Origin of the sequence: Mycobacterium sp. pR1184 (genome assembly GCF_041287235.1) — a bacterium.
Lineage (GTDB): Bacteria > Actinomycetota > Actinomycetes > Mycobacteriales > Mycobacteriaceae > Mycobacterium.
Genome location: NZ_JBGGKR010000005.1, coordinates 311,915 through 328,871, shown reverse-complemented (window position 1 = coordinate 328,871; position 16,957 = coordinate 311,915). Strand labels below are relative to the sequence as shown.

The 16,957-nt window shown below is 67.8% G+C and carries 12 protein-coding genes; 7 read left to right on the top strand and 5 right to left on the bottom strand.

The window, feature by feature from the left end; translation table 11 throughout:
* The first annotated feature begins 88 nt into the window (after positions 1-88).
* The 3 genes from trmB (at position 89) to ACAG21_RS11800 (ending at position 4,510) form a co-directional block, all read left to right on the top strand.
* Complete coding sequence (gene trmB, locus ACAG21_RS11810) at positions 89-907, top strand: tRNA (guanosine(46)-N7)-methyltransferase TrmB (protein WP_370496322.1); 819 nt, start codon at positions 89-91, stop codon at positions 905-907.
* 2 nt (positions 908-909) lie between these two features.
* Positions 910-1,629: an NYN domain-containing protein gene (locus tag ACAG21_RS11805; RefSeq protein ID WP_370496249.1), complete on the top strand. Its 720-nt coding sequence runs from the start codon at positions 910-912 to the stop codon at positions 1,627-1,629.
* A gap of 64 nt (positions 1,630-1,693) precedes the next feature.
* Positions 1,694-4,510 carry an MMPL family transporter gene (locus tag ACAG21_RS11800; RefSeq protein ID WP_370496247.1) on the top strand — a complete coding sequence of 939 codons (2,817 nt, stop codon included), beginning with the start codon at positions 1,694-1,696 and terminating at the stop codon, positions 4,508-4,510.
* Between the two features lie 13 nt (positions 4,511-4,523).
* Here the strand turns inward: ACAG21_RS11800 and ACAG21_RS11795 are convergent, their stop codons facing one another.
* The gene (locus ACAG21_RS11795) at positions 4,524-5,666 is read right to left on the bottom strand and encodes an AI-2E family transporter (protein ID WP_370496246.1); all 1,143 of its coding nucleotides are present in this window, start codon (positions 5,664-5,666) and stop codon (positions 4,524-4,526) included.
* A 120-nt stretch (positions 5,667-5,786) separates the two neighbouring features.
* Here ACAG21_RS11795 and ACAG21_RS11790 point away from each other — a divergent pair, with 120 nt between their 5' ends.
* Complete coding sequence (locus ACAG21_RS11790) at positions 5,787-7,001, top strand: YbhN family protein (RefSeq protein WP_370496245.1); 1,215 nt, start codon at positions 5,787-5,789, stop codon at positions 6,999-7,001.
* Here the strand turns inward: ACAG21_RS11790 and ACAG21_RS11785 are convergent.
* A complete protein-coding gene (locus ACAG21_RS11785; RefSeq protein ID WP_370496244.1) occupies positions 6,998-7,525 on the bottom strand; it encodes a hemophore in 528 nt (175 codons plus the stop codon). The two genes, ACAG21_RS11790 and ACAG21_RS11785, sit on opposite strands and share 4 nt — an antisense overlap.
* Positions 7,526-7,766: 241 nt before the next feature.
* On the opposite strand from ACAG21_RS11785, the gene ACAG21_RS11780 reads away from it, so the two are divergent.
* Both ACAG21_RS11780 and ACAG21_RS11775 read left to right on the top strand, forming a co-directional pair.
* The gene (locus ACAG21_RS11780) at positions 7,767-10,784 is read left to right on the top strand and encodes an MMPL family transporter (RefSeq protein ID WP_370496243.1); all 3,018 of its coding nucleotides are present in this window, start codon (positions 7,767-7,769) and stop codon (positions 10,782-10,784) included.
* Positions 10,781-11,290, top strand: coding sequence for an XRE family transcriptional regulator (locus ACAG21_RS11775; protein ID WP_370496242.1), 510 nt, complete (start codon positions 10,781-10,783; stop codon positions 11,288-11,290). The genes ACAG21_RS11780 and ACAG21_RS11775 overlap by 4 nt, the downstream gene beginning before the upstream one ends.
* Position 11,291: 1 nt before the next feature.
* Here ACAG21_RS11775 and ACAG21_RS11770 read toward each other — a convergent pair whose 3' ends face one another.
* Positions 11,292-11,981, bottom strand: a complete 690-nt coding sequence (locus ACAG21_RS11770) for a hypothetical protein (protein ID WP_370496241.1) — start codon at positions 11,979-11,981, stop codon at positions 11,292-11,294.
* Positions 11,978-12,640 (bottom strand): hypothetical protein, encoded by a 663-nt coding sequence (locus ACAG21_RS11765; RefSeq protein WP_370496240.1) that lies wholly within the window; start codon positions 12,638-12,640, stop codon positions 11,978-11,980. Before ACAG21_RS11765 ends, ACAG21_RS11770 begins: the two co-directional genes overlap by 4 nt.
* A gap of 78 nt (positions 12,641-12,718) precedes the next feature.
* On the opposite strand from ACAG21_RS11765, the gene ACAG21_RS11760 reads away from it, so the two are divergent.
* Positions 12,719-14,704 carry a M13 family metallopeptidase gene (locus tag ACAG21_RS11760; protein WP_370496239.1) on the top strand — a complete coding sequence of 662 codons (1,986 nt, stop codon included), beginning with the start codon at positions 12,719-12,721 and terminating at the stop codon, positions 14,702-14,704.
* On the opposite strand, the gene ACAG21_RS11755 is transcribed toward ACAG21_RS11760, so the two are convergent.
* Positions 14,701-16,938 carry a molybdopterin-dependent oxidoreductase gene (locus ACAG21_RS11755; RefSeq protein WP_370496238.1) on the bottom strand — a complete coding sequence of 746 codons (2,238 nt, stop codon included), beginning with the start codon at positions 16,936-16,938 and terminating at the stop codon, positions 14,701-14,703. The genes ACAG21_RS11760 and ACAG21_RS11755 overlap by 4 nt on opposite strands.
* Positions 16,939-16,957 lie beyond the last annotated feature (19 nt).

Genomic DNA, 16,957 nt, shown 5'->3' with positions numbered 1-16,957 from the left:
TCGAGTTGCGAGCCACCGCTTATCTGTTACCAGTTGAAGGCAACTGTTGGGTATCAATCTGGACCAGGGGCGGCTACATCGGGGATTCATGGGCCACCATGGACAAATGCACGCGCAACCCGGGGTCGGGACCTGTCCCGATGCACCGGTGGAGGTGGGAACCGGCCTGGACATCGCAGAAGGTGTGACGCCAGCGTCGAATCCGGACGGTTCGGACGCCCCTCAACGGGGCTATCTACCGGCCACGAGCTTCCGCTCCAGGCGTTCCACCCTGTCCGGCGGCCAGCGAGAGGCGTGGGACCGGCTGTGGCCGGCGATCGGCCGCTCCGACATCCCGCGTGGCTTCGAACCGCTGGACACCCGGGCGTGGTTCGGCCGGCAAGCGCCGCTGGTGCTCGAGGTCGGCTGCGGCAGCGGCACGTCGACGCTGGCGATGGCCCGCGATGAACCTGAAATCGACGTGATCGCTGTGGAGGTCTACAAGCGGGGCCTGGCCCAGCTGCTGTGCGCGCTCGACCGCGAGCAGGTCACCAACATCCGGTTGATCCGCGGCAACGGGATCGAGGTGCTGCAGCATCTGATCGCACCGGCCACGCTGACCGGGTTCCGTCTCTACTTTCCCGACCCGTGGCCGAAGGCGCGCCACCACAAACGACGCTTCCTGCAACCGGGCACGGTTGCGCTGATCGCCGACCGGCTACTCCCCGGAGGTGTCCTGCACGCCGCGACGGATCATCCCGGCTACGCCGAGCAGATGGCCGAGGTGGGCGACGCCGAACCCCGGCTCTGTCGCGTCGAACCCGGCAGCGAACTGCCGATCTCGACCGTGCGCCCGACGACCAAATACGAACTGAAAGCCCAAGAAGCGGGCAGCTCCGTATCCGAGTTCATCTGGAAAAGACGATGAGTATGAGCCTCGCAGAAGAAACGACCGCGGAAACCACCGCCGCGCCGGCGGCGCCGCCCGGTAACGAGCTGGGCAGCCTCGACGCGGCACCGCGGCGGGTGCTGCTGGTGTGGGACGCCCCCAACCTCGACATGGGCCTCGGCTCGATTTTGGGGCGGCGCCCGACGGCGCTGGAGCGCCCCCGCTTCGACGCCCTGGGGCGCTGGCTGCTGGCGCGGACGGCCGAGGTCAGCGCCGGGCGGCCGGGCGTCATCGTCGAACCCGAGGCCACCGTGTTCACCAACATCGCCCCGGGCAGCGCCGAAGTCGTTCGGCCCTGGGTGGACGCGTTGCGTAACGTGGGGTTCGCGGTCTTCGCCAAGCCGAAGATAGATGAAGACAGCGATGTCGACCGGGACATGCTCGCCCACATCGAACTGCGGCGCCAAGAAGGGCTCGCGGCGCTGGTCGTAGCTTCGGCTGACGGGCAGGCGTTCCGGCTGCCGCTGGAAGAAATCGCCCGCTCCGGGGTTGGTGGCACAACCCCCGTCCAAGTGATCGGATTTCGCGAACACGCGAGTTGGGCACTAGCGTCGGATACCTTGGACTTCGTTGATCTGGAGGACATCGAGGGTGTTTTCCGGGAACCGCTGCCGCGGATCGGCCTAGATTCGCTGCCCGACCAGGGAGCGTGGCTGCAGCCGTTCCGGCCGCTGTCCGCGCTCTTGACCACGCGTGTGTGACACTGGCTTGAAAAACCGAAAGACGCTGCGCGGGTCGCTGTTAGTGATCCAGTAAGGAGCTTACGTGTTCGCCTGGTGGGGTCGAACCGTGTACCGCTACAGGTACATCGTGATCGGGGTCATGGTGGCTCTGTGCCTTGGCGGTGGCGTCTTCGGGATGAGCTTGGGCAAGCATGTCACGCAGAGTGGCTTCTACGACGACGGCAGCCAGTCCGTCGCGGCCTCGATCCTGGGCGACAAGACGTATGGCCGTGACCGGACGAGCCAGATCGTAGCGATCTTCACCGCGCCGGACGGCAAGACCGTCGACGACCCGGCGTGGCGGCAGCAAACCGTCGACGAACTGAACAAGTTCGTCAAGGATCATTCCAGCCAGGTGCTCGGCTGGGCCGGCTATCTCGCCTTGGCTCCCGGCTCCGAACCCCCCAACGCCCAGATCAAGGGCATGGCAACCGAGGACAAGAAGCACACCTTCGTCACCATCCCGCTCAAGGGCGACGACGACGACACCATCCTCAACAACTACAAGCTCATCGAGCCGGCCCTGCACAAGCTCAACGGCGGCAAGATCGAACTCGCCGGACTGGAGCCGGTCGCCAGCGCGCTGACCGGCACCATTGCCACCGACCAGAAGCTCCTGGAATACCTGGGGCTCCCGCTGGTGACCGTGGTGCTGTTCTTGGTGTTCGGTGGCGCGGTCGCCGCCGGCCTGCCGGTCATCGTGGGCGGCCTGAGCATCGCCGGGGCGCTCGGCATCCTGCGCTTCGCCGCGATCTTCGGCCCGGTGCACTTCTTCGCCCAGCCCGTGGTCTCGCTGATCGGCTTCGGTATCGCCATCGACTACGGCCTCTTCATCGTCAGCCGATTCCGGGAGGAGATCGCCGAGGGCTACGACACCGAGGCCGCGGTGCGCCGTACGGTGATGACGGCCGGTCGTACGGTCGTGTTCTCGGCGGCGCTGATCATCGCCTGCAGCGCCAGCCTGCTGGTGCTGCCGCAGGGCTTCGTGCACTCGCTGACCTACGCGATCTTCGCCGCGGTCGGGCTTGCCGCACTGCTGTCGATCACCCTGCTGCCGGCCGCCCTGGGCATCCTCGGCCGCAACGTCGACGCCCTGGGGGTGCGGACCGCGTTCCGGGTGCCGTTCCTGCGCAACTGGAAGGTTTCCCGGGTCTACCTGGAGTGGCTCGCCGAGCGCCTGCAGAAGACCAAGACCCGCGAAGAGGTCGAGGCCGGCTTCTGGGGCAAGCTCGTCACGACCGTGATGAAGCGCCCGCTGGCGTTCGCCATCCCGATCGCCGTCGGGATGATCCTGCTGGTCATCCCGCTGGGCAACCTGTCGCTCGGCGGCATGAGCGAGAAATACCTGCCACCCGACAACGCGGTGCGCCAGGCGCAGGAGCACTTCGACAAGCTCTTCCCCGGGTACCGGACCGAGCAGCTGACCGTGGTGATCAAGAGCAACAACCACAGCAAGGTCACCGACCAGCAGGTGGCCGACATCCGCAACCGGATCTCGGGGATCACCGGCTTCACCGACAAGACGTGGGAGGAGCGCCCCTGCCCGGTGATCGCCGACAACCCCTGCGTCGCCGGGCCGAACGGGACCACCCAGCCCAAGGACGATTCGGTGCGGGTGATCCAGAACGGCCTGGTCAACAAGAACGATGCCGAGAAGAAGATCAAAGAGCTGCGGGCGATCAACCCGCCGAAGGGCCTGACCCTGCTGGTCGGCGGCACGCCGGCGCTGGAGCAGGACAGCATCCACAGCCTGTTCGACAAGGCTCCGCTGATGCTGGTGTTGCTGCTGTCCGCCAGCCTGTTGCTGATGTTCCTGGCCTTCGGGTCGGTGGTGTTGCCGATCAAGGCCGCGCTGATGAGCGCGCTGACGCTGGGCTCCACACTGGGCATCCTGACCTGGATCTTCGTCGACGGGCACTTCTCGACGTGGCTGAACTTCACGCCGACGCCGCTGATGGTGGTGCTGATCGCGCTGGTCGTCGCGGTGGGCTTCGGTCTGGCCACCGACTACGAGGTGTTCTTGGTGTCCCGCATGGTCGAGGCCCGCGAACGCGGCATGTCGACGGCCGAGGCGATCCGGATCGGCACCGCGACCACCGGACGTCTGATCACGGCCGCCGCGCTGGTGCTCGCCGTGGTCGCCGGCTCGTTCATGTTCTCCGATCTGGTGATGATGAAGTATCTGGCGTTCGGCTTGGCGGCGGCGCTGTTGCTGGACGCGACCGTGGTCCGGATGTTCCTGGTGCCCTCGGTGATGAAGCTGCTCGGCGACGACTGCTGGTGGGCCCCGCGCTGGGCCCGGCGGCTGCAGAACAAGATCGGCCTGGGCGAGATCGACCTGCCCGACGAACGCAAGCGCGCCGTCGTCAACGGCCGGGCGCTGCGGCCGCCGGTTGCGGCCAGCCTGGTCGCCGCGAAACCGCGGGCGCCGCACGACCCCACGCACCCCGGAGCGCCCCCGGAGCCGTCGCGGCCGTCTGAGCCGCGGCCCGCAGCGGAGCTGCCTCCGGGTCCCACCCGCGCCCCGTCCCGGCCCAGCCAGCCGACGGAAGCCAAGACGACCCGCTTCTCTGCTCAGGGCAGCGCCGACCCGCGGCCCGCGGCGCCTGCTGCGCCGCCCGCGCCGCCGCCGTCGGCCGGTCAAACCAGGGCCATGCCGGTTCCCGGCAACCACGAAGGCACAGCCGAGCCGACCACCGCGCTTCCCGTGATGCGTTCGGAGGGCAACGAATCCGATCCCGCCACCGAGAAGATGAATGCGCGCGGCCAGGCCGACAATGGCGACAATGCGCGTCCACGCCGCCGCGCGGGCGGCGGGCTGTCGGCCCAGGATCTGTTGCGCCGCGAGGGACGGCTCTAGTCCCGCTCGGGTTCTATTCGGACCGCGTCACCGGATCGTCCGCCTGGGCGTGCAGCACGATGCCCTCGGCATCCTCGTCCAGTTTTTCGGCTTCGGCGGCCGGATCCCGGGCGAGCAGCACCTGGATTGCGTTGTTGAGGAACGCCACCGTCGGGACCGCCAGCAGGGCGCCGACGATCCCGCCGAGCACACCGCCGGTGGAGATCGCCAGCACCACCCCAAGTGGGTGAATCGAGACCGCGCGGCCCATCACCAGTGGCTGCAGCAGATGTGACTCGATCTGGTTGATCACGACCAGCAAACCGAGGGTGATCAGCGCGTAGACAATGCCTTTGGTCAGCAGCGCGACCACCACGGCCACCAGCCCCGAAATCAGCGCACCGATCAGCGGGATGAAGGCGCCGAGAAACACCAGCGACGCCAGGGGCAGCGCCAGCGGAACGCCCATGATGGCCAGCCCGGCGCCCACCCCGGCCGCGTCGGTGAAGGCCACCAGGAAGGTGGCCCGCACGTAGGCGATCAGCGAGCCGTATCCGGCGCGGCCCGCCTCCATGACCCGGTCGCGCACGCCGATCGGGAAGATCTTCACCGTGTAGGCGAAGATGTTGCGGCCGCCGTACAGGAAGAAGATCAGGGTGAACAACACCAGCACCGCGGCGGTGAGCAGTTCGGTGAGGGTGGCCGCGGTGTTCAGTGCGCCGCTGGTCAACTTCGACTGGTTGTTGTGCAGCGCCTGAATCGCGGCATTGCCCGCGTTGGTGATCTGCTCGCTGCGCAGGTGCACCGGCCCTTCGATCAGCCACCGCCGGGTGGTGTCGATGCTGCGGGTCACCTGCTCGGTCAGGTCGGGCAAACCGACGATGAACTGGGTGATGACGAATGTGAGGATGCCGCCCAGCACCGCGAACCCGCCGAGTAGCACCAGTGCAACGGCACCGCCGCGCGGCAGACCCTGCCGATCCAGCCAGTCCACCACCGGCACCAGCAGCGCACTGACCATCAAAGCCAGCAGCACCGGGACGACGATGACCTCGAGCTTGGCCACCACCCAGAAGAATGCGAGCGCCGCAGCGAAGATGGCCAGCAAACGCCAGGCCCACGCTGCGGTCTTGCGGACAAGGGGCTCGACCGAGTCGTCGTCGGAGTTTGCCGGCATCCGGCCAGCCTATCGGGCTGGGGAGTTGGGTAGTGAGGTCAGCACGATCCGGTTACGACGACGACACGCGCGGAGTTGCGTCTTGATCGGCGTGCCACCTGCGCGGTTACCCTAAATCACGTGCCGCACGACGCGCCCATCCGCGACCTCCGCTTCCCGGGCGGCGGGACATTCGCGCACGAGGATGCGCCGCCCGCCCCCGCACGCGAGAGCGAGACGCCGCGCGGCAAATACTGGTGGGTGCGCCCGGCGGTGCTGGGCCTGGTCGCGATCGTGCTCGGCGTCGAGGTCGCGCTGGGCTGGGATCAGCTGGCCAAGGCGTGGACCAGCCTCTTCCAGGCCAACTGGTGGTGGCTGCTCGCGGCGGTGGCGGCGGCGGCCGCATCGATGCACAGCTTCGCCCAGATCCAGCGCACCCTGCTGAAGTCCGCCGGGGTGCACGTCAAGCAGCTACGCTCCGAGGCCGCGTTCTATGCCGCCAACTCGCTGAGCACCACGCTGCCCGGCGGCCCGGTGCTGTCGGCGACGTTTTTGCTTCGGCAGCAACGCATTTGGGGAGCGTCGACCGTGGTCGCGTCCTGGCAGTTGGTGATGTCGGGGGTACTGCAGGCGGTGGGTCTGGCGCTGCTCGGGTTGGGTGGCGCCTTCTTCCTGGGCGCGAAGAACAACCCCTTCTCGCTGTTGTTCACCCTCGGCGGCTTCATCGCATTGCTGTTGCTTTTTCAGGCGGTGGCGTCGCGCCCGGAGCTCATCGAGGGCATCGGCGCCCGCGTCTTGTCGTTGTTCAACTCCGCGCGCGGCAAGCCGGTCGACACCGGCCTGGCCAAGTGGCGCGAGATCCTGATGCAGCTCGAATCGGTCAGCCTGGGCCGGCGCGACCTCGGGGTGGCGTTCAGCTGGTCGATGTTCAACTGGATCGCCGACGTCGCCTGCCTCGGCTTCGCCGCGTACGCCGCCGGCGACCATGCGTCGATCGCCGGATTGACAGTCGCATATGCGGCCGCCCGCGCGGTCGGCACGATTCCGCTGATGCCGGGTGGGCTGTTGGTCGTGGAGGCGGTGCTGGTGCCCGGCCTGGTGTCCAGCGGCATGTCGCTGCCCAACGCGATCTCGGCGATGCTGCTCTACCGGCTGATCAGCTGGCTGCTCATCTCGGCGGTCGGCTGGGTGGTGTTCTTCTTCGTGTTCCGCACCGAAAACCCCGGCGGCTCCGACGACGACCCACCGACCGGGCCACTGCCGCTGATCGAGCCACAGTTGCGGCGCTGGGACGACGATCCCACGGCCGATGCGCTGCAGGGTCCCCTACCGCCGCCGGAGAATGGCGCCGACTAGCCGACGTTGTTCTGCCGGGAGGGGCCGGGCAGTGCGCCGCTCGCGGCCGGGGCCGGGGCGGTCGCCGCGGGTGCGGTGCCCAGCCCGGCGGCCGGCGAGACGGGCAACGCAGGCACCCCGCCGGCGCCTGGGGCCTGCTGCATCATGCCCATGGCCTGGGGAATGCTGATCGGCAACTTGCACTGCATCGACAGGTTGGTCAGCGGCTGCGCGATCCCGGCCACATCGGCGGCCACCTTGGGGTTGGCCTCGAAGTAGGACTTCAGCCCGGTGGCCGACTGCGGGCCGACCTGCTGCTGCAGCATCGTGGTCATCGCATGGTTGGTCTCCGGGTGCGAGTCCAGATAGTCGCCCATCGATTTGGAGACCGACCCGATCGTGCGGGCGATCTCGCTCGCCGCACACGGGTCGTTGGCGCCCGTGGCCGGCGGCCCGGCCAGCAGAGCGACGGCCGCAGCGGGTACCGCCGCGGCGAACAACCCGGCAACGAGCGTGCGCCGTCCCGTCAGAATGCCTGTCTTCATGCCTGAACTCCTCATCCCCGCGCGACCCTGCGCCATCCTGCCATCGGGGTCCGCACGCTGCCACCTGGCGTGACGCAGATTCCGCTTGATCACCGGTCGGCAACGACTCGGTCGCGACTCGGCTACGGAGCCGTCTGCGCAGCTCACGAATTCGTTAAGCCGGACTAATGCACAGGCTGCTGCGGTATCGTCGCCCTCACGCGTAAGCGAGATACTTGGGGAGCCTGAAATCCAGCAGTTTATGATGCGCCTCAGCCGCAGCCTGCGCAGGTACCGCTGGTTGGTCTTCACAGGCTGGTTGTTGGCATTGGTCCCGGCGATCTACCTGGCGTTGACGCAGTCCGGGAATCTCACCGGCGGCGGTTTCGAAGTGGCCGGTTCGCAGTCGTTGAAGGTCCACGATCAGCTCGAGGAGCAGTATCACGACCTGGGCGCGTCGTCATTGGCCCTGGTGGCCGCCCCCCGACCCGACGCCAGCTATGACGACATGAACAACGCCGTGACGCAGCTGCGGCAGATCATCGGCGAGTTCCCCGGCGTCACCGAGAAAACCAACCCCACGCAACGCCCGCCGCAGCCCGACCGGCCGTATGTGCTGACGTTGCGGCTCGACTCACGCAATGCCGGCACCAGCGACATCGCCAAACGGCTCCGCCAGAAGGTGGGCGTGAAGGGCGACCAGTCCGGCCAGACCGCGGACGGCCGGGTTCGGCTCTACGTGATCGGACAGGGCGCGCTCAGTGCGGCCGCCGCGGAGAACACCAAACACGACATCGCCAAAGCCGAACAATGGAACCTGCCGATCATCCTGATCGTCTTGCTCGCGGTGTTCGGCTCGCTGGCCGCCGCGGCGATACCGCTGGCGCTTGGCGTCTGCACGGTCGTGGTGACGATGGGACTGGTCTATTTCCTGTCGGCGTACACCACCATGTCGGTGTTCGTGACCTCGACGGTGTCGATGTTCGGTATCGCGCTGGCGGTGGACTATTCGCTGTTCATCTTGATGCGGTTCCGCGAGGAATTGCGGGCCGGGCGCCAGCACCGCGAGGCCGTCGACGCCGCGATGGCCACCTCCGGGCTGGCGGTGGTGCTGTCCGGGTTGACCGTCGTGGCGTCCCTGACGGGGATCTACCTGATCAACACCCCGGCGCTGAAATCGATGGCCACCGGCGCGATTATGGCCGTCGCGGTGGCGATACTGACCTCGACGACCCTGACGCCGGCAGCGCTGGCGACGTTCGGCCGGGCGGCGGCCAAGCGCTCGGTGCTGCTGCATTGGTCGCGGCGACCGGAAAGCACCCAGTCCCGATTCTGGAACCGCTGGGTTTCAGCCGTGATGCGCCGGCCATGGATGTCGTCCATCGCGGCGGCGGCGGTCCTGCTCGTCATGGCCGCACCGGCGGCGTCGATGGTGCTGGGCAACAGCTTGCTGCGCCAGTTCGACTCCGCGCACGAGATCCGCGCCGGCGTCGCCGGGGCATCTCAGGCTCTGGGGCCCGGCGCGCTCGGTCCGATCCAGGTGATGGTGAGCTTCCCCGACGGCTCCGCGTCCGCACCCGAGCACAGCCAGACGTTGGCCGCCATCCGGCAGCGGATGACGCAGGCCCCGCACATCGTCTCGGTGACCCCACCGCAGTTCGCCGACGACAACAGCAGTGCGTTGCTGTCCGCGGTGTTGTCGGTCGATCCCGAGGACATGGGTGCCCGGCAGTCGGTCGACTGGATGCGCGCCCAGCTACCGACGGTTCCGAATGAGGGAACCGCACGCGTCGACGTGGGCGGGCCGACGGCGCTGATCAAGGACTTCGACGACCGGGTCTCGGCCACCGAACCGTTGGTGCTGCTGTTCGTCGCGGCCATCGCGTTCGTGATGCTGTTGCTGTCGATCCACTCGGTGTTCCTGGCCCTCAAGGGCGTGCTGATGACGCTGCTGTCGGTCGCCGCCGCCTACGGAAGCCTGGTCATGGTGTTCCAGTGGGGCTGGTTGCGCGATCTCGGGTTCGCCCACATCACGTCGATCGACAGCACCGTTCCCCCGCTGGTCCTGGCGATGACGTTCGGGTTGTCGATGGATTACGAGATCTTCCTGCTGACCCGTATCCGGGAACGCTTCCTGCACACCGGAAACACCCGCGACGCCGTCGCCTACGGCGTGAGTACCAGCGCCCGCACCATCACCAGCGCCGCCCTGATCATGATCGCGGTATTCATCGGCTTCGCGTTCGCCGGCATGCCGCTGGTCGCCGAGATCGGGGTGGCGTGTGCGGTCGCGATCGCGGTGGACGCCACCGTGGTGCGGCTGGTGCTGGTCCCGGCTTTGATGGCGATGTTCGCCCAGTGGAACTGGTGGCTGCCGGGCTGGCTGCGCCGCGTCCTGCCATCGGTCGATTTCGACCGGCCGCTGCCCGCGGTCGACCTCGGCGACGTCGTCGTCATTCCCGACGACATCTCGGCGCTCACCGCTCCCAGCGCGGACGTGCGCATGGTGCTCAAGTCCGCGGCCAAGCTCAAACACCTGGCGCCCGACGCGATCACGGTGGCCGATCCGCTGGCTTTCACCGGCTGCGGGCGCAACTGCAAGGACGCCGACGAGACCCGCGGCCAGGGGCCGGGACAGATACCACACCAGGTCAACATCGGCGATGGGGAGACTGTCGCGGTCACGCTCGGCGCCGAGAAGAACGGCAGCAACGGCCAGACCAAGGCCGCGGCCAAGAAGCTGGTCGACGGCCTGGCCGCGCGCAACGGCATCGCCCGGGCCATGCCGTGGGGCGATCGGCCGGTGCATCCGGTCACGCTGTGGCGGAGTCGGTTGTCGGTTGCCATCGACGCGCTCGAGGCCGGTGCCCGCGACCGCGGCCGGCCGCAATACGCGCGCCGCAGCCCGGTGGAAACCACCCACGTGCAATTGCCCACCGGCGACCGGCTTCAGGTCCCGACGGGTGCCGAGACCCTGCGTCTCAAGAGCTACCTGATCATGTCCCGTAACAGCAGCCGTGATTATGCCGAATTTGCTGACATGGTCGACGCTTTAGAACCGGAAACGGCTGCGGTGGTGCTCGCCGGAATGGACAGGTATTACTGTTGTCAACCGCCCAGGCAGCAATGGATCACTTCCCAATTGGTCCGTCGACTCGCGGATCCGAATCCTTCCGATCTGCCTGACGCCGTCTCGGAACCGGACGCCAAGGCAGAATGGGAGGACGTAAGGCAGCGCTGTCTGTCCGTGGCCGTCGCGATGCTGGAGGAGGCGAGGTGACGTTGGCAGCCGACCGTCGACGCGTGCCGCCGCCCCGGCAGCCCGCCGCAGAGACTCGTCCGCAGCATGATTTCGATCAGCCGGTGGAATTCTGGCCGACCGCCGCCATTCGCTCGGCGCTGCAGGGCGGTGACATCGACATCTGGAAGCGGATTGCCGCCGCGCTGAAGCGCGACCCGTTCGGCCGCACCGCCCGCCAGGTCGAAGAAGTCCTCGAAGGCACCCGCCCCTATGGCATTTCCAAGGCGCTGTGGGAGGTGCTGGAGCGCGCCCGCACCCACCTGGAGGCCAACGAACGCGCCGAGGTGGCCCGCCACGTCGGGCTGCTGATCGAGCGATCCGGCCTGGCTCAGCAGGAATTCGCCGCCCGTATCGGGGTGGCAGCCGAGGACCTGGCCGCCTACCTCGACGGCAGCGTCAGCCCGTCGGCCTCGCTGATGATCCGGATGCGCCGACTGTCGGACCGGTTCGTCAAGGTGAACGCGCCCCCGCCCGACGCCGACTGACTCAGCGGGCGTTGATCGGCAGCACGTCGTTCACCAGCCAGTCGCTGCCCCGCTTGACCAGTGCCACCCGCAACGCCGGCGCCGCCCGGCTGGGCGGCTGACCCGGGGTGTTCTGGGTGACCCGCAGGATGACTGCCACGCTGGCCGCGGTGGGTCCGAGCGCTTCCACCCCGGCCGCCAGCGTCGAAGCCTGCGCCGTCACATTGCGCTGCGCGAGTTCGGCGCTGGACTTCTGATACTGCTGCTTGAACGCGTCCGCGCGTTCGGGCACCATCATCGCCGCGGCCCGGTCGATGGAGCTGGTCGGCGCGCCCGGGGTGAACGACGCCATTGCCTCCGCCATCCCGCTGGCGACCTGGGCCACGTCGCGGGAATCCTTCTTGAAGTCGCGGTCGGTGCTCGTCCAGTGCGTGTATCCGGTCAACACCGCGGCCACCAGCGCCGCGGTGCACAGGAAGACGACAGCCAGCCGCAGCCCCGGCGCGTCGTCGTCGGTGCCGACGCTGACCGAATCCCGGCGCAGCAGCCAGAAGTTGACTCCGACGCCCTCGGTGATCAGCACCAGCAGCACCGAGCACACCGACACCCACCACAACGGCCAATCGAGGATGACGCCGATCATCAGCAGCGCACCGATCGTGGCCAACGGCGCCAGAACGTCGAAAGCCAGCAGCCGCCACAGGTTTCTCATCGGATCGACTCCAGGTGAGAGATCATCAGTTTGCCGTCCACGTTGGAAACGTCGAGGCGCAGGCTCCAGTGCACGGTCTGCGGCTTGGCACCGACGTTCTCGCTGACCGACGTCGCGACCAGCATCACCGAATCCGTCCGGCTGGCGAATGCCGGCAGCTTGGTGGTGACCACCGGCCGCGCGACACCGGGTTGGCTGTCCAGGTCGTGATGCACCGTCTCGATCGCCACCGACTCGATGCGCCCGCTGCTCTGCGACTGCAGCTTCTCGACCACCTGCCGGTACGGCTGCACGGTCGCGTCGAACTCGGTGTTGAGCTCGCCGACGGTCCCGTCGTGCAGCCGCTGCAGGCTGGCGTCGATGTTGGTGCTGTTCATGTTGATCAGCACGCCGGTCCAGTCGGCGGCGGTCTGCATCACACGACTCAGATAGGTGCGCTCGGCCGACTCGGCGCGGTGGTCGGACCAGATGATTCCGACGAGTACCACCGCGGCGACCGACAGCACGCCGAGAACCGCCGAGGCGATGCCGTACGGAGAGAAGATCGCGCGGTCGGCGTCTTCGTCGTCGTCTTCGTCGGCGTCGGGCTCGGGCGCGCCGGCGTCCGCGTCGCGCTCGTCAGCGTCGGCCGCCGGCTCGGTCTGTTCGGCCCCAGGCATGGGCGCGAGGTTACCCCGCCGTCCGCCGCGGTCGGCGCAGCAGGCGTCCGGCACGCGGAAGATGGTAAGGATGGCAGGGTGACGTATGCGGCCACCCGCTCGGGCCTGGACCTGAGCCACATCGACGAAAACACCCGTCCCCAGGACGACCTGTTCGGTTACGTGAACGGTCGCTGGCTGGCCGACTACGAGATTCCCCCGGACCGCGCCACCGACGGCGCCTTCCGCACCCTGTTCGACCAGGCCGAGGAGCAGGTCCGCGACCTGATCATCGAAGCCAGCGAAAGCGGTGCGGCACCGGGCAGCGACGAGCAGCGCATCGGCGACCTGTACGCCAGCTTCCTCGACGAGGACGCCGTCGAGCGCCGGGGCCTTCAACCGCTGCACGAGGAGCTGGCCGCCGTCGACGGCGCGGCCGATTCGGCGGCGCTGGCCGCGGCCGTCGGTTCGCTGCAGCGCACCGGGGTGGGCGGCGGCGTCGGCGTCTACATCGACACCGACTCCAAGAACTCGACCCGCTACCTGGTACACGTCAACCAGTCCGGCATCGGGTTGCCCGACGAGTCTTACTACCGCGACGAGCAGCACGCCGAAGTGCTGGCCGCCTATCCCGGACACATCGCGCGGATGTTCGCCCTGGTGTACGGCGGGGAGCCGGCAGAGCACGCCGATACCGCGGCCCGCATCGTGGCGCTGGAGACCAAACTCGCCGCCGCACACTGGGATGTGGTCAAACGCCGCGACGCCGATCTGACCTACAATCTGCGGACCTTCGCGCAGCTGCAGACCGAAGGCGCGGGTTTCGACTGGGCCGGCTGGGTCACCGCGCTGGGCAGCACCCCGGAATCTGTCGCGGAAGTCGTTGTGCGCCAGCCTGATTACCTCACCGCGTTCGGTGCGCTATGGGACAGCGAGGATCTCGAGGACTGGAAGCGCTGGGCGCGTTGGCGATTGATCCGCGCGCGTGCGTCGTGGCTGACTGACGCCCTGGTCGCCGCCGACTTCGACTTCTACGGCCGGTTGCTGACCGGGACCGAGCAGATCCGGGACCGTTGGAAGCGTGGGGTTTCGCTGGTCGAGAACCTGATGGGCGACTCCGTCGGAAAGCTGTACGTGCAGCGGCATTTCCCGCCGGACGCCAAGGCTCGCATCGATGCGCTGGTGGACAACCTGCAGGAGGCCTACCGGGTCAGCATCAGCGACCTGGACTGGATGACGCCGCAGACCCGGGAGCGTGCGCTGAACAAGCTGCGCAAGTTCACCGCCAAGGTCGGCTACCCGACGAAGTGGCGCGACTACTCCGCGCTGGTCATCGACCGCGATGACCTCTACGGCAACTGCCTGCGCGGGTATGCGGTCAACCACGACCGTGAGCTGGCCAAGCTGGGTGGACCGGTGGACCGTGACGAATGGTTCATGACACCGCAGACCGTCAACGCGTATTACAACCCGGGGATGAACGAAATCGTCTTTCCCGCAGCCATTTTGCAGCCGCCGTTCTTCGACGCCCTGGCCGACGACGCCGCCAACTACGGAGGTATCGGGGCGGTGATCGGCCACGAGATCGGGCACGGCTTCGATGACCAGGGTGCCAAGTACGACGGCGACGGCAATCTCGTCGACTGGTGGACCGATGACGACCGCAGCGAATTCGGCGCCCGCACCAAGGCGCTGATCGAGCAGTACGAGGCCTACATCCCCCGCCAGCTCGACGGCGCCCACCACGTGAACGGCGCCTTCACCGTCGGCGAGAACATCGGCGACCTGGGCGGGCTGTCGATCGCGCTGCTGGCCTACCAGCTGTCGCTGGACGGCGGACAGGCCCCGGTGATCGACGGCCTGACCGGCGTGCAACGGGTGTTCTACGGCTGGGCTCAGGTGTGGCGCACCAAATCCCGTGCGGCTGAGGCCATCCGGCGGTTGGCCGTGGACCCGCACTCACCGCCGGAGTTCCGCTGCAACGGCGTCGTCCGCAACCTCGACGCCTTCTACGAGGCCTTCGACGTGGCCGAGGACGACGCACTGTTCCTGGCGCCGCAGCGCCGGGTCAGGATCTGGAACTAACCCCCGGCCGCCGCCAACGCCTCGATGCGTGCCGGCACATGCTTGTGCCAGGGCGTTCCGGCGTAGGAGTCACGCCACCCGGTCGACGTCAGCACGTTCGGGGCCACTCCGGGGACGACGGTTCGTCCGTCATCGGCGACGTAGTCCAGCCCGAAACCGTTGGGCAGAGCCGCATGTCCGGGCAGCATCGTCTCGGTGATCTCGACGGTCGCCTCCGCGCTGCCGGCCGCGGTGGTGATGCGCGCCCGGCAGCCGTCGACGAGGCCGAGGTCCTGGGCATCCTCCACGCTGACCCGCAGCGCTCCGTCGGCGTCGCGTTTGCGCCAGGACGGGTCGCGGATGATGTCGTTCGCGGTGTAAGCGCGCCGCTCCCCGACCGACAGCACGATCGGCAGCTCCGCGGTGGTCAGTTGCGGCGGCGCGGCGGCTAGAGCCCGCAAATCGTCCAGCATTTCCGGGATTTCGAGCGCGATCTTGTGATCGGAGTGGCTGATCAACGCGAAGTCGTCCTCGTAGTTGTGCGCGGTGAAGACGACCCCCGACGGGTTGTTCAGGATGGCCTCGAACAGCCCGTTGCCGTCGGCGTGACCGGCCCGTCGCACCGCCTCGGGATAGGTCATCGCCGCTTTCTGCGCCAGCCCCCACACCGCGGCGGCTCCGGCCATGCCCTCGGGCAGCGTCGGCCCGAGCGTTTCGTAGAGCACATAGGGCACCAGCCGCGCCATCGTCGGATTGCCCGCGACGGCGGTCAGGAATGCTTCGGCGTACGCCTGCAGGCCCTGCTCGGCGGCCTCGCGCAGCGGTCGTAGCTCCGCGTCGTCGAGGACACCGAGCGCACGCACCAGTCGGGCCCAGATCTCCGGCTCGGGCAGTGTTCCCTCCAGCGGTTTGAGCAGTGGTCTGCGCAGGTGAAAGCCGTTGTGCGGGAACTCGAAATTGAAGAACGTGGCTTCGGTCTTCTCGTACTGGGACGCCGCCGGCAACACGTAGTGCGCCAGTCGGGCGGTCTCGGTCATCGCGACGTCGACCACCACCATCAGTTCCAGGGATTGGAAGGCCTCCCGGCACGCGGTCGAATCGGCCAGCGAGTGCGCGGGATTACCGCTTTCCACGATCATCGCCCGGAACCGGTCGGGGTGGTCGCTGAGGATCTCCTCGGGCACGACATTGGCGGGGATCAGGCCGGCGATGATGGGCGACCCGGTGACGGGGGTCCGGCCCGACACCGTGCTGAACAGCGAGGCCAGCGACGAATGCAGGTGCTGGCCACCCTTTTTCGCGAAGTTGCCGGTGAAGATCCAGAGCAGCTTGTTCAGGTAGGAGCTCAGGGTGCTGTTCGGTGCCTGCTGAACCCCGAGGTCTTCGAACACCGAGACGCTCTCGGCGGTGCCGATGCGCCGTGCCGCGGCGCGCAGCAGTTCTTCGTCCACGCCGCACCGCTGGGCATAGTCGGCGATCGGGACGTCACGCAGCGCCGCCCGCACGGCCTCGACGCCGTGCACATGCTTGGTGAGAAACGCTTCGTTGCACAGGTTTTCCTGAACCAGCACGGCGGCCAGGGCGGCCAGACACCAGGCATCGGTGCCCGGTCGCACCCGCAGGTGGAAGTCGGACATCTTCGCGGTGTCGGTCACGACGGGGTCGATCACGATCAGCGATCGCGCGGGGTCCTTGGCGATCTCGTTGAGCACCACCCGGGCGCGCGGGAAGCTCTGCGACATCCACGGGTTCTTGCCGACGAACACCGACACTTCGGCGTGCTCGAACTCGCCGCGAGTATGGCCGCCGTACAGGTGCCCGTCCACCCAGGCTTCGCCGGTCTTCTCCTGCGCCAACGCGTTTGACCGGTACTTCGACCCCAAAGCCTTGAGGAAGGCGCCGCTGTACGCCCCGCCCAGGTGGTTGCCCTGCCCGCCGCCGCCGTAGTAGAAGATCTTGTCGCCGCCGTAGGTGTCACGGATGTGCTTGAAACCTTCGGCGATCTCGACAATCGCGGTGTCCCAATCGATTTCCTCGTAGCTGCCGTCAGGGCGGCGGCGCATCGGGGAGGTGAGGCGGGCACGGTTGTTCTGGTAGTGGTCCAGCCGCAACGCCTTGTTGCAGGTGTAACCCTGCGATGCCGGATGGTTCTTGTCGCCGCGGATGCGCGACAGCGTACGATCTTCGACTTGTACGACGATGCCGCAGTTGCATTCGCAGAGGATGCATGCGGTCGACTGCCACTCAGCGGCCATCGCGGGACTTCCTTTCGAG